14 protein-coding genes are annotated in these 14074 nt (G+C 37.2%); all 14 read right to left on the reverse strand.

Annotated features, from left to right (window positions below; genetic code table 11):
- Nucleotides 1-16 precede the first annotated feature (16 nt).
- Nucleotides 17-883, reverse strand: coding sequence for a PHP domain-containing protein (locus acear_RS07590; protein WP_013278424.1), 867 nt, complete (start codon nt 881-883; stop codon nt 17-19).
- Between the two features lie 88 nt (nt 884-971).
- Nucleotides 972-1502 (reverse strand): spore maturation protein, encoded by a 531-nt coding sequence (locus acear_RS07595; protein WP_013278425.1) that lies wholly within the window; start codon nt 1500-1502, stop codon nt 972-974.
- A gap of 22 nt (nt 1503-1524) precedes the next feature.
- Entirely contained in the window at nt 1525-2103 is a 579-nt protein-coding gene (locus acear_RS07600; protein ID WP_013278426.1) for a nucleoside recognition domain-containing protein, read from the reverse strand.
- Nucleotides 2104-2226: 123 nt separating this feature from the next.
- The gene (locus tag acear_RS07605; RefSeq protein WP_013278427.1) at nt 2227-2487 is read right to left on the reverse strand and encodes a stage V sporulation protein S; all 261 of its coding nucleotides are present in this window, start codon (nt 2485-2487) and stop codon (nt 2227-2229) included.
- A gap of 146 nt (nt 2488-2633) precedes the next feature.
- A complete protein-coding gene (locus tag acear_RS07610) occupies nt 2634-3416 on the reverse strand; it encodes a TIGR00282 family metallophosphoesterase (protein WP_013278428.1) in 783 nt (260 codons plus the stop codon).
- Between the two features lie 134 nt (nt 3417-3550).
- Nucleotides 3551-5086 (reverse strand): ribonuclease Y, encoded by a 1536-nt coding sequence (rny, locus tag acear_RS07615; RefSeq protein WP_013278429.1) that lies wholly within the window; start codon nt 5084-5086, stop codon nt 3551-3553.
- A 125-nt stretch (nt 5087-5211) separates the two neighbouring features.
- Nucleotides 5212-5868 carry an ATPase gene (locus acear_RS07620; protein WP_013278430.1) on the reverse strand — a complete coding sequence of 219 codons (657 nt, stop codon included), beginning with the start codon at nt 5866-5868 and terminating at the stop codon, nt 5212-5214.
- An 11-nt stretch (nt 5869-5879) separates the two neighbouring features.
- On the reverse strand, nt 5880-6128 hold the full coding sequence (locus acear_RS07625) for a hypothetical protein (RefSeq protein WP_013278431.1): 249 nt from the start codon (nt 6126-6128) through the stop codon (nt 5880-5882).
- Nucleotides 6121-7578, reverse strand: coding sequence for an AAA family ATPase (locus acear_RS07630; protein WP_013278432.1), 1458 nt, complete (start codon nt 7576-7578; stop codon nt 6121-6123). The genes acear_RS07625 and acear_RS07630 overlap by 8 nt, the downstream gene beginning before the upstream one ends.
- A gap of 25 nt (nt 7579-7603) precedes the next feature.
- A complete protein-coding gene (locus acear_RS07635) occupies nt 7604-8581 on the reverse strand; it encodes a metallophosphoesterase family protein (protein WP_013278433.1) in 978 nt (325 codons plus the stop codon).
- A gap of 130 nt (nt 8582-8711) precedes the next feature.
- The gene (recA, locus tag acear_RS07640) at nt 8712-9761 is read right to left on the reverse strand and encodes a recombinase RecA (protein ID WP_013278434.1); all 1050 of its coding nucleotides are present in this window, start codon (nt 9759-9761) and stop codon (nt 8712-8714) included.
- A gap of 201 nt (nt 9762-9962) precedes the next feature.
- Nucleotides 9963-11249 (reverse strand): NPN-dependent 2-hydroxyacid racemase, LarAH10 family, encoded by a 1287-nt coding sequence (gene larAH10, locus acear_RS07645; protein WP_013278435.1) that lies wholly within the window; start codon nt 11247-11249, stop codon nt 9963-9965.
- Between the two features lie 132 nt (nt 11250-11381).
- Nucleotides 11382-12779 (reverse strand): metallophosphoesterase family protein, encoded by a 1398-nt coding sequence (locus acear_RS07650; RefSeq protein WP_013278436.1) that lies wholly within the window; start codon nt 12777-12779, stop codon nt 11382-11384.
- A 24-nt stretch (nt 12780-12803) separates the two neighbouring features.
- Nucleotides 12804-14054: a competence/damage-inducible protein A gene (locus tag acear_RS07655; RefSeq protein WP_013278437.1), complete on the reverse strand. Its 1251-nt coding sequence runs from the start codon at nt 14052-14054 to the stop codon at nt 12804-12806.
- Nucleotides 14055-14074: the final 20 nt, after the last annotated feature.

Consider the following 14074-nt stretch of genomic DNA (forward strand, 5'->3'; position numbering starts at 1 on the left):
TAATCCCCACTGGAAATTAGAGATAATTAAAATTCTGATTTAAACTAGAGCAGGCTAATCCTGAACCGCCCTCTCTTTGATTCTGTTTTAAGTCCCTTACAACTTTATCCGGCACCTCAACACTTCCGAGTAAAACATTATCCTTATAGGCCCCATGACAGTCAGAACCACCGGTTATAACCAAATCATATTTCTGAGCTAAATGCTTATAATGTCTAACATCAGACTGGCTATGTTCAGAATGGTATACTTCAATCCCTACCAGACCATCAGTAATAAATTCAGAAATTAATTCATCCCGTTCAAGTAAAGCCGGATGGGCTAAAACCGGAATACCGCCTGCTGCTTTAATCAATTCAATAGCCCTTCTAGGAGTAAGTTTATATCTACTTACGTAACTAGAACAGCCTTTACCAATATATTCATCAAAGGCTTCACTAATCTGATAAACATAGCCGCGCTCAACAATGGCTTGAGCCAGATGAACCCGACTTAAATTATTATCACCAGCTAGTTGACAGACATAATCAAAATCAATCTCTATTCCTCGGTCTCCTAATTTCTTTATCATCTTCTCAATGCGGTCATATCTAGCAGTCCGTAATTTTTTCAATTCATTCTGTAAAGCTAGATTATTATCATCAATATAATACCCTAAAATATGAATTTCAAGATCAAATAGTTCAGTATTTAATTCAATTCCAGAAATAACTTCTAAATCCTTATCAAATGCTTCAGCTTTAGCTTCTGGTATTCCACCAACTGTATCATGATCAGTAATAGCAATCACGTCTAGTCCCAGCTGAACCGCTTTGTTCACTACCTCACTAGGAGTAAAACTACCATCAGAAGCAGTAGTATGGAGATGTAAATCTACTGTCATCTTAATTCATCCTCCATTTTCTTAAATTCTTTACTATTTACCACCATTCATTATTATAACTGTTATTCTAGAAGATAGCAAACAGTTTTTAAAATACTAACTTAGTAATATAAATTGCAGCTAAAAAACCTGCTAAATCAGCTATTAGACCAGCAATAATAGCATATCTGGTATTCTTAATACCCACTGCTCCAAAATAGACCGCCACAACATAAAAAGTCGTTTCTGTACTCCCTTGAATCGTAGAAGCTAACCGACCGATAAATGAATCAGGACCGTGCTGTTGGATTAACTCTGTTACTATTCCTAAAGATCCTGTTCCTGAGAGTGGGCGTACTAATCCTAACGTCACTATCTCCCGTGGAACTCCAAGTAAATTTAATAACGGTTGAAGCAGGTCCAATAATATCTCTAAAGCTCCAGAAGCTCTAAAGATACTGATTGCCATTAACATAGCCACTAAATAAGGAATAATCTTAATTACAGTATTAAACCCCTCTACTGCCCCTTCAGTAAAGACTTCATAAACTTCAACTCCCTTATAATAGGCGTAACCGACTATAACTAAGATTATAATCGGAATTGCCCATTCCGATAAACACTTTAAAAAATCAATCATTTCTTCTCAACCTTTCTTTATTTCACAGCCAGATACGGCGCAGAATTCTATCAGCTATGATTCCTACAATAGTAGAACAGGTAGTAGCAAAGATAGTAGTACCTACTATCTCCAATGGTGCACTAGAACCAGCAGCAGTTCTTAAACTAATAATCGTAGCCGGAATTAAAGTTACACTAGAAGTATTAACTACTAAGAAAGTACACATTGTATCTGTAGCAGTATCCGGTTTATTATTTAAATCCTGCAACCGCTGCATTGCTTTAATACCTAACGGAGTAGCTGAGTTGCCTAAACCCAACATGTTAGCACTTATATTAAGCATAATTGCTCCTAAAGCAGGATGATTAGCTGGTAATTTTGGAAACAGGCGTTGGGTTATCGGTCTAATAATTTTAGCCAACAGATCAACAAAATTGGATTCTTCAGCTAATTTCATAATACCTAACCATAAAGACATCGGACCAACTAATTTAATTAACATCATAACCCCTTCTTCTGTTGTCTGCAAAACTGCTTTAGAAACCTGATCTAAATTACCAGTCATCATACCTGTAATTACTCCTAAAATAATAAGACCAAACCAGATATGGTTTATCACCGCAGCTTACCTCCTTCTCTAATAAATCATATGCTCTCAAACGAAAGGTATATGCATAAAAAAATACCTACCTATTAATTAATAGGTAGGTGAAAATTCAGAATTAATTCTTTTAAAAACAATTTATCTCGGTTCTACAATTAATTTGATGGCTGTTCGTTCTTCGCCATCAATTTCAATATCCGTAAAAGCAGGAATACAGATCAGATCAAGTCCACTCGGAGCCACAAATCCTCTTGCAATTGCTACTGCTTTAATTCCTTGATTAATTGCTCCAGCTCCTATAGCCTGAAGTTCTGCTGCTCCTCTCTCTCGCAAAACTCCAGCTAATGCACCAGCTACTGAATTTGGACTAGAATCAGATGATACCTTTAGTACTTCCATGTTAAATACCTCCTCTTTTAGTTAAATTTACCTTTTATTGGTTACTATAATATTACTTAAAGATTTAGAAAAAAATTCCTGCACCTTTTAAAAAATTCATATTCTTCTAAACTTAATTATCAAAAAGAGGAGGCAATAGAAGCCGATTATTGGTTTAAATGAACCTCTCTAACTCTTGTAATTGACTCAGCCAATCCGGTTTCCAGATCAAGCTCCACAATAACACCGGTTAATTGTGTATCACCAGTAGCCACTGAAAATCTCTGCGGAAGCTGTGTAGTTAATTTTTTTAAGGGTTCTTCTTCCTTCATACCAAGAATAGACTCTACTCCACCGGTTAATCCTAAATCAGTTATGTAAGCTGTTCCCTCCGATAACACTTTTTCATCAGCTGTCTGTACATGAGTATGAGTTCCTAAAACTGCAGCTACCTCTCCATCAAAGTATCTACCTAGACCTATCTTTTCCGCTGTTGCTTCAGCATGAAAATCAACTATAGTAAAATCTGCCTCTATATCAGGCAGTAACTCTTCTAAACTGCGAAAAGGACAGTCCACATTATCCATAAAGATTCTCCCCAGCAGATTAACTACTCCAATCTTAATTCCTGATTCCACTTCATAGACTCCATATCCACGCCCAGGAGTTCCAGGAGGATAATTATAAGGCCTAATTAAATTAGAATCATCATCAATAAAATCAAAAATTTCCTTATTATCCCAGGTATGATTCCCCATAGTCAGCACATCGATTCCATATCCATAAAGCTCTTCAGCTACTTTGTTAGTAATTCCAAAACCGCCAGCAGCATTCTCACCATTAGCAATTACAAAATCTATCTCTTCTTCTTCTTTAATTGCAGGCATTAATTCCCTTACTGCTCTTCGACCGGCTCTACCTACTATATCTCCAATGAATAATAATTTCATTATTCCTCTCCTTTCTATTTATATATTATAAACAGATTTAGACCACTTAATTATACGATTCTATAAAATATTACAAAAGCCTGAACCCATTAAAAAACCGCTCCAATTATTAATAATTGGAGCGGTTGACTGAATTAATTTGCATATTCTACTTCTCTAGTTTCACGTACAACTGTTACCTTAATCTGCCCCGGATACTCCAACTCTTGTTCAACCTGTTTAGAAACATCATAAGCCAATTTAGATGCTTTATTATCAGAAATTTTATCCGGTTCTACCATAATCCTTACTTCTCGTCCAGCCTGAATAGCATAAGCTGTCTCTACTCCATCAAAAGAATCAGCCAGATTCTCTAAGTTTTCCAGACGCTTAATATAGGACTCTAATGTCTCTCTTCTAGCTCCTGGTCTAGCTGCTGATACTGCATCTGCAGCTGCTACCAGGACAGCTTCAACCGATTCTGCCTCTATATCACCGTGGTGAGCAGAAATAGCATGAATAACCTCTGGTGATTCACCAAACTTTTCAGCTAAATCCGCTCCAATCTTAACATGCGGTCCTTCCATATCACGGTCAACAGCCTTACCTAAATCATGTAACAGACCAGCCCGCTTAGCTAACTTAGCATCTACTCCTAACTCAGCTGCCATAACTTCAGCCAAATGAGCAACTTCAATTGAGTGCTGTAATACATTCTGTCCATAACTTGTACGATACTTTAACCTACCTAATAGCTTAATAACCTCATTATCAAGCCCGTGAACTCCAGTATCAAACGTAGCCTGTTCGCCTTCTTCATAGATCCGTGAATCTATTTCTTCTTCTGCTTTTTCCACCATCTCTTCAATTCTTGCCGGATGGATTCTGCCATCAGCAATCAGTTTTTCTAATGCAATTCTTGCAATTTCCCGCCGGATCGGATCAAATCCTGACAGAATAACTGCTTCTGGAGTATCATCGATGATCAAATCAATTCCTGTCAAGTTCTCTAAAGCCCGGATATTACGTCCTTCTCGACCGATAATTCTACCTTTCATTTCATCATTAGGCAGCGAAACAACTGATACTGTTGTTTCTGCTACATGATCGGCAGCACAGCGCTGTATTGCTGTAGAAATAACCTCTCTAGCCCGTTTATCAGCTTCTTCCCGAGCCTGACTTTCTATCTCCTTAATCATTCGAGCCGATTCATGTTCAACCTCATCTTCAACCCGCTGCAGTAGAAGATCTTTGGCTTCTTCAGTTGTTAAACCTGACAGCTCTTCTAATTCTTTAACATGCTTCTCATGCAACTTATCAATCTCTTTTTTCTTCTCTCGAATTTCTTTTTCTTTTCTATTTAACTCTTCTTCTCTCTGCTCTACATTCTCCATTTTATTTTCCAAAGTTTCTTCTTTCTTAACTAAACGCTTTTCTAGGCGCTGTAATTCATTACGCCGTTCTCGACATTCATTCTCAACGTCCTCTTTTATTTCATGGGCTTTTTCTTTAGCCTCCAATAGAATTTCACGTTTTTTGGAATCTGCTTCACGCTCAGCATCATCTACAATCTGTTCTGCTCTTTTTTCAGCAGATTCTATCTTACTTTCAGCAATATAGCGTCTGACTAAGTATCCTACTCCGACGCCAATTACTAAACTTATTACAATATAAATTAACATGATTGACATACTCATTCACCTCCATATTAAGTTGTCAATTTTATTAAAATTAATTATTTTTCATGACGTAGAGAAATGTAGAGAAAAAAATACCCTGCATACATTGTATCTCTTTACCTAACCTATGTCAAGCTTTAAAATTCTGTAGTTACCTCACTTACCCCTTCTATCAGCTCTACTCGGAAAGATTTATCACCGATTTGACTAAGATGGCTTTTATGAGTAACAATAATTACCTGCCGTGAAAAATGCTGATTCACATACTTCAAAAACTGGGCTACATTACTGATATATTCTTCACTAACATGTTTAGCCGGTTCATCCAACACCAACGGCCCAGCTACCTTAGGACGATATGATTCTAAAATTGCTATTCTTAAAGCCAAGGATACAACATCAACTATTCCTCCGCCTCTAGCCATCTGTGGATTATTCTTTAATTTTCGATCCTGATATTCAGAAACAACATAAAACTCGGCTGACGGTCGTCCCCGTTTTTCTTCAATCTCTATTTCAAAGCTAAACTCTGCTCCAAAGATATACTGCAGAGCCTTAGTAACTAAATTCTCTATCTGTTGTTTAGCCTGTCTGCGGGCATATTCTGCTGTTTCCTGTAACAGAATCCGCGTTTCTTCAAAGATGTCTACCTTGTCTTCTAACTTCTCTATTCTTGTTTGGCGCTCCTGCTTTTCATCTACAAGCTGGTCATACTGGCCTTTACGCAGATTATATTCTTCTTTCTTCTTATCTATATCCTTCTCTAAATTATTAATTATTCCTTCCACCTGCATACTACCGCTCCTTACTCATTGAGAATATCCTGCGGAAGTAACTCTTTAGCTTCAGCAATCAATTCCTGAAGTTTATCTTCTAATTCTTCAATCTCATCATCTAATTCCTCCGGCTCTACTCCGCATTTATCCAATTTATCCATTAATTTTTGGCGTTGTTTCTTTAATTCTTCCATCCGGGCCTCATATTTATATCTCTTATTTTTAGCCTGGTCTAAATCAGACTTTAACTTCTTAATCTCTTCAGCAAAGTCACTCACTTTCGACTCCTCCTACGGAATAATTATCAATTATCTGTTCTAAAGTATCAGTTTCAATCCGGTTAAAACAGACAGGACATCTATTTAACTCCCGTAATTTTGCTTTATAGTCTTCTAATCGTGATTCTAACCTCTGATTTACTTCTGTTATGCATTTTTGGCCTGTATGCAAGTTTTTTTGATTCTCTTCCTGTTCTTCTTTAAGCTCCTTTAACTTATCTAACCGCTCTTTAACCTCTCCAATCTGTGAAATCAGCTGTTGGCTCTTCTCTATTTTAGGCAGCTTCGATAAGGCTTTCTGCTTCTTACTTAATTCCTTATCTACTTCTATTAAATCCTGCTTAATATCATTAAGAGTAGATAAATCTTCCTTAAGCTTCAAAACCTGAGTTAAAGCCTCCTCAGCCTGTTCTAATTTATCAGTCTGTTCTAAAATCTTCTTACTAGCCTCTAATTCTGCAGTTGACTTCTGTAACTTCTGTTGTAATTCAATTAACTTCTCTCTCTTCTGAAGAAACTGGACTGACTGCTGATAATTCTTTTCTATCTTATCTAGTTTACTTAACTTCTTAAGAAGCTTATCTGCTTTCTTTAACGCTGCAGTTAGCTGCTGCCAGTCTTGCTGTAATTCCTCTAAATTAATTCTTTCTTTATTATATTTATCAATCTGTTGATAGAGAGATTCTACTTTTTTTAAATGGGCTAATTTATTTAATACTTTATTTAATTCCCGTTCTTCTTCAGTTAAATCATCCCGTTGTTCCTTTAAACTCTGATATTCCTGTAATTTAGCATATACTTCTTTAATTTCACTTAATAATTTACTTTCTTTATTAATTTCTTCTTTCAATTGGGGTAGATCCTGATAATCAAGCAGCTTTTCATTTATTCTCTCTACTTCGGATGTCTCCTGCTTCATGCTGTCCTTAGTCCGGCGCAGATCCCGGGCTATATCTTTAATAGCAGCATCTATTACATGAACTCCGGTTAATTGACCGATAGCTTTGGCCTTTGTAGAACCGCTATCATTCAATAAGAAAGGGCCGATTAATTGGTAGTCCAGATTCAAAGTAGTTTCTAAATCATTATCCAAAGCTACTTTAGCCATCTGATGTAAATCCTTCACTTCTGCTGGTACTTTAGTTCCAAATCCGGTATAAATCTCCTGACTACCATCAGGTTCAACAACTAAGTATCTATTTTCTTTTTTAGAACGTTCCCGTATCACCCGATAGCCGTTAGTCAACAGAATACCTACTCGGCACCGCCTGGCTCCTACTCTGATAAAATCATCGCCTAATGGTTCATTATACAGAACCCAGCGCAGTGCCCTGATGACAGCAGTTTTACCGCTGTCGGAAGGACCAGTAATTAAATTTAACCCATCAGCTAATTTTAAGACTGTATCCTTATGTGACTGAAAGTTCTCAATTCTGATCTCTTCAATCACCTAAACTCTTCACCTCAGCTTCCATTTATGCCAAGTCTTCCTCAGCTTTAGCAATTCTATCCCGTGCTTCTTTTTTAACTTCCATTTTCAAATCCTTATTATCAGCTAACTCATCTAAAATTTCTTTTACTTCTAAGAAATTAAATTTTCCTGCTCCTTTAATACTTTGAGTAAAATCAGCCAACTTCTGGTTTCGATACTCATTTAATTCTATCTGACTGCGGTCTAACACTTCTTCTCCTGACTTAGCTGTATCCAATTGGTGTAACCTAATGTCCATCCCCTCAGAGGTCAATTCAACCACTGCTACCTGAGGAATTCGATTTAATTCACTGGGATAGGCCCCCACCCGGACTATACTACCGGGATTTAAACAATATTGCTGGTCAGCCATTTCTTCAATCCCAAATCCGGTATGGTAATGACCAGTAATGGTAATATCTGCTTCTGTAGCCCGAATATCATCAATTAAAGTATAATCTATATCTATTCCCAGCGGCTGTGGCAGTAAAAAGCCGTGGACTAAATTAACTGCATAATCAACATCAGGCCTCTTCTCCAATAGATACTTATCAGGCTCATCACTACTATCCAAATCATAGTAATAAGGAGAGCCCTGCAGCTGAAGTCTTATTCCATCAGATTCAATTATTCTTTCTTCTCCAAAATTTAAGACTTCTACAATACCGGAAGCATCCAACAAACCAAGCATAGTTCGAGGCAAAGTAGTTGGATTATGGCCGTAAAGATCATGATTACCGGCCACAATATAGATCGGCACTTCAAAATCACGCAGAAGCTGAATAAAATCACTGACTACTGAGGGAGCAGTATCCGGCCGGTCAAACAAATCTCCTCCATGCAGAATAAAATCAACTTCTTTCTGTTTAACTATCTCTTTAATCTCTAATAATTTTTCTTTTAGAGCAGCAGAAAAATCATCTATTCTATTCTGAGGAGTAGTTCCGCGAATATGAGTATCAGTTAAAACCAGTATCTTCAACTACGTTACCTCCTTTTAATACTCCTTAATTTTAATTCTCGATAAGCAATTACAACCCCTGCTTTAATTAATTAAAAAAGAACTTTCCACCATATATGGCTTCAAGTTCTTTTTGGAGTTATTCCAAATCTTATTCTTCTTTCTCTTCAGTTTCATTTTCTGTATCTTCAGCTTCTACCTCTTCTTGATCAATCATGCCTAATTCCTGCTTTACTTTCTTTTCAATTTCAGCTAATAACTCTGGATTCTCTTCTAAAGCCTCTTTAGAATTAGCTCGCCCTTGGCCTAAAGTCACATCATCACCATAAGAGTACCAAGCACCAGAACGTTCTACAATATCATGATCAACAGCCATATCCAAAATACAGCCTGTCTTGGATATACCTGTACCATACATAATATCAAATTCTGCTGTCTTAAATGGTGGAGCTACCTTATTTTTAACTACTTTTACCCTAGTCTTATTCCCTAGGAATTCATCACCATCTTTGATAGCCTTTCTCCGCCTGATATCTAACCGTACGGAAGAATAAAACTTCAAGGCTCGTCCACCCGGCGTCGTTTCTGGATTACCAAACCTGACGCCGACTTTCTCACGAATCTGATTAATAAAGATACAGGTAGTCTTTGATTTACTGATAGTACCTGATAACTTCCGCATAGCCTGAGACATTAAGCGGGCTTGAAGTCCAACATGTGAATCTCCCATTTCTCCTTCAATCTCAGCTTCAGGTACTAAAGCTGCAACTGAGTCCACTACTACAATATCAATTGCTCCACTGCGAACTAAGGATTCACAGATTTCTAATGCTTCCTCACCAGTATTAGGCTGTGAAATTAATAATTCATCTATATCTACCCCCAGATTCTTAGCATACTTAGGATCTAAAGCATGTTCAGCATCAATAAAAGCAGCAACACCATCCATCTTCTGTGTTTCAGCAATCATATGCAGAGCTACTGTCGTTTTACCGGAAGCTTCAGGCCCAAAGACCTCAACTATTCTGCCGCGAGGAATCCCCCCTACGCCCAGAGCTACATCTAATGATAAAGCACCTGTAGGAATTGCTTCTACATCCAACGTATTTGCTTCTCCCAACCGCATAATCGAACCTTTACCATGTTCTTTTTCGATCTGTTTTAAAGTCCGTTTTAAAGCCTCCTCTTTCTCTTCTTTCATTATTATCAACTCCTTAATTTAAAGTTCAATCGATTTTTAATTTCCATAAGCAATTTAAAGCAACATATCGTACATATTATAGAACAAATGTTCTTGAATTACAATACAAAGATAGAAGAATATTAATTAAATTTCATTCTATATGTAACTTCCATAATCAATCTATTTTTCCTTGTTCTTGAAAAAAATATTACTCTTTAATTATTCTTCAATTAGAGGAAAGGTTAATGATCCCTGAGGCATCAAAGTTACTGTCTCCACGCCATTTAAAATTTCTTCTGCCTTCTGATAGGCTTCCTTAGGAGTCTGGGCTGGAATCATTCCTGCATTTTCTATTACTTCATCAGCTAAATCACTAATTAAAATAACATTTGCTTTAGAAGCTATACTTACTGCTCGCAAAGCTACAAAACCAGCTATAGTGAAGTCCTCTTTTAAGGCCTCTCGTAAATTATCAACTCCAGAATAATCAAACCACTTCATAAAATTATCAGGTCCTCCGCCGTCAGAACATTTACTACATAAAATAATTACTCCATCATCTCTGACAGCATATCCAGCATTATTAAGTCCTTTAACAGACTGATATAACTGAATATCTTTAGGATATCCACCACAACTAGAGATTACTAAATCACTTTTTGTTTCAACCGGAATTCCAAAGGCCTGCTCAACCATCTTACAGCCTCTTTTAAAAGCTTTATTTAAATCTCCAGCTACCATAGCTAAGTACTCTTTATTGTCATTAACCACTACATTGATCATAAAGTCTGGATTAACTTTTTCTGCTATTTCAAACATATCTTCTGCTACTGGATTCCCGTCTAATACTCCAGTCTTAACCTGCGGATTGACCCCAGAAGAATCGATATCCTTTAAAGCCAAAGAATGATTCTGCTGAATACTATCGTAACCACAGATACCAGGCATAATACTCTTGCGCCCACCACCAAAGCCTGCTAAGAGATGATAAACAATCCCTCCGGTCAAAATGATCCGATCTGCTTCATAGACAGTTCTGTTGACAGCAATTTCAGTTCCTCGGCTACTTTCGCCTAAGTAAACCAGATCTTCAGCTGTGGCATCATGATTTTCAACTTTAACTCTATTATAAACTTCTGACCCTACCACCACTTCATCTTCCTCAGCAGTATGGGATCGGTGTGTCCCGGTAGAAATAACTATAGTAATATCCTCATCAGGAACTCCAATTTGATTCAATTCATCCACTAAAACAGGAAGATAACGGTCTGTTTTATAAGCTGAACGGGTAATATCACTAACAATTATTACTACCGTCTCCCCTTGAGAAACAATATCTTTTAATGGCGGTGAACCAATAGGATCATTCAAAATACTTCTAAATTCTGCTTCATAATCTTCAATTACAGATATTTTGTTGGGCTTAATTGATTGCATTTCAATTTCATCTGGAAATTGAAATGTTAACTTCTCTTCTCCGTATGGTAAATTATAACTCTTTATCATACTTTCCCTCCTAGTTCCTCTACTACAATTTATTGTAGCAAGGTTATTAATTAATTCATCCTTTAATCAAAGCTACCCGGGGAGGCAGAGTAATCTATAGCGGCTGGGCTAAGAGATATGGTAAGACTATAATTATTCTGAACTGGTCTGCTCTTGTTGGGGGCCAATTCCTTTTCTTTCTAAAATAAACCCGCTTGTTCGGCTGTAGATTTTAATTATATCAACAGCTTCTAAAGCTACCTCAGGCTGAGGATTGCTAAAATGGAGTAAAGCAACTGTATAAGGAATCTCTTTTTTGCTCTGCAGTCCTCGAATTCCGGCTGCTCCAGTAGTTCCAGCATCAATAATAGTCGTTCCCTGTTGTTGTTTTACTTCAAATTGATGGTCATGGCCGTGTAATAAAACCGGAACTCTTCCTACAAAGCCTGAGGCTATTAAAAAATTATGGGTTGCCAATAAATCAGGTTCTGCCGGCTGTTCTGTAACTAATTCTTCTAACTTCTGTTGATAAATACTTACCATTTCTGATTCAGGCGGCTTAATCTCTTTAGTAACTGCTGCCGGATCACCAATCCCAGCAATAGTGAGTCCGGATACCGTAACTGTATCTTCATCTAGAATAATCACATTATCAAATTCAGCCATCTTTTCAACAATTGTAGGGGAATCATGATTGCCAGGAACAAAGACATAAGGTAAATCCAACTTTTCAATCCTCTCGAATAACTTTGCCTCTACTGGGGTTCCATAATCACTGATATCACCAGAATCTATAATTAAATCTACTTCAAAGCTTTTAACAGCTTTCTCTATAAAGTCCAAGGCTACCGGATTATTATGAATATCACTAACATGTAGCACCTTAGTTCCACCTTCTACCTCTCCTAAACCACGCAGAGCCTCTACTTCATTAAACAGATTGGATATATTACTTGTTATTACTTCCATCTCTGTCCCCAATTTATCAATATTATTCAGTCCTTCTTCAATTAAACTAATCATCCAGGGAGCTGCCGACAACATTCCCTGATAATTAGGGTCACTTAACCGATCAACATCATAAGTAAAATAAAGACCGGTAAATAAAACTGAAAGAAGAATAAGCCCTACCAAACCACCGGCAAATAATCTAATCCAGTCCCTTGACCCCAGAATGATAACTCCCACTACTCCTCCCCCAAAAGCAATTAAAAGTGTTCGAAGGATAAACAGCTGGATAATCTCACTTGCCTTTACCTTAATCCCGGCTATAAACTCCTCTTTATCACTAATATTATTCAGCAGCTTTTCTAACCGGTCAGGATTTATATTCAATACATCTATCTTTAGCGATAAAGGAATAAAATGGGTATCAGCAATTAATTTTCCTACAGGAGGAAAGTTAATCTCTGTTACTGTATCAGCAGAAATTTTAGTCTCTATTTCAACTTCAAAGGCACTTAATCTATAAATAGTACTACTCATTAAATTAACTGCAACTACTGTTGTTAAGATAGCAATTAAGATCAGAATGATTATCTCCTGTTTCATCTAAATACCACCTATCAATTCTATTTATAGAACAATACTGCCTTCCAAATATCTTCTTAACTTATCTAAAGTATATTGGGAAGTAAGATACTTAATCTGTTTTCTACTTCCGTGGAATTTAAACTTAAAGCTTCCGACCTTTTTATCATCAGCCAGTCCCATGTAGACCAATCCCACCGGCTTCTCTTCACTGCCTCCAGTAGGACCGGCAATTCCAGTAACTGCTATGCCTAAATCTGTATCGGCCAATTCTTTAACACCTTCAGCCATCTCACAGGCAGTTTCTCTACTGACAGCACCATATTCTGATAGCGTTTCCTCCTTAACTTGAACTAAATCTTTTTTGGCTTGATTACTATAGACTACAACTCCCTGCTTAAAGTAATCAGAACTTCCGGATACATTAGTAATCCTATGGCCTATTAATCCTCCAGTACAAGATTCAGCTACTGCTAAAGTTAGTACTTCTTCTCTCAACCTATCTCCAACTACTTTCTCCATAGTTTCATCATCAATACCGAATATATCATCGCCTAACCTTTCTCTTAATTCAGCTTCAACTTGATTAATTAAGTTATCTGCCATCTTTTGATTGCCAGCTTTAGCTGTCAAACGAAGATGAACTTCAGCTTTATCAGACAAAAGAGCAACTGTCGGATTAGTCTGCGAATCCAGAATATCCTTAATCTCTGTTTCTAGTGAGGATTCACCATAGCCGCAGACTCTCAAAACTTTAGATTTAATCAGCTCTTTACTACCTGCTTTATCATGTAAATAAGGAATTACTTTTTTATTCATCATCTGCTTCATCTCCGGCGGAACTCCCGGCATAGAAATCACGGTCTTTCCATTACGTTCAATAATGATTCCCGGCGCAGTTCCCCGAGAATTGATAATAGGCTCTGCTCCAGCAGGCAAGTAAGCTTGACTGAGATTATTAACAGTCATTTCCCGTTCTAATTCGGCAAAGAATCCTCTAATCTGTTCTTCCAATTTCTCATCTTTAATCAAATCAACTCCCATAACTTCAGCAACTGCTTCTCTAGTCAGATCATCATCGGTAGGCCCTAATCCACCAGTGGTAATCACTATATCTGAATGTTCTAAACTCCTTTTTAATACCTTCTGTAACCGCTCTTGATTATCTCCTACTGTCATCTGATAATATAGATCAATACCTAAATCAGCCAGCTTTTCAGCAATATAGGCAGAATTGGCATCAACAATCTGGCCTAATAATAATTCAGTTCCAATTGAGACTATTTCTGCTCTCATCCTATCCCTCCCAGATTCAT

Source organism: Acetohalobium arabaticum DSM 5501, from assembly GCF_000144695.1.
Classification (GTDB): domain Bacteria; phylum Bacillota; class Halanaerobiia; order Halobacteroidales; family Acetohalobiaceae; genus Acetohalobium; species Acetohalobium arabaticum.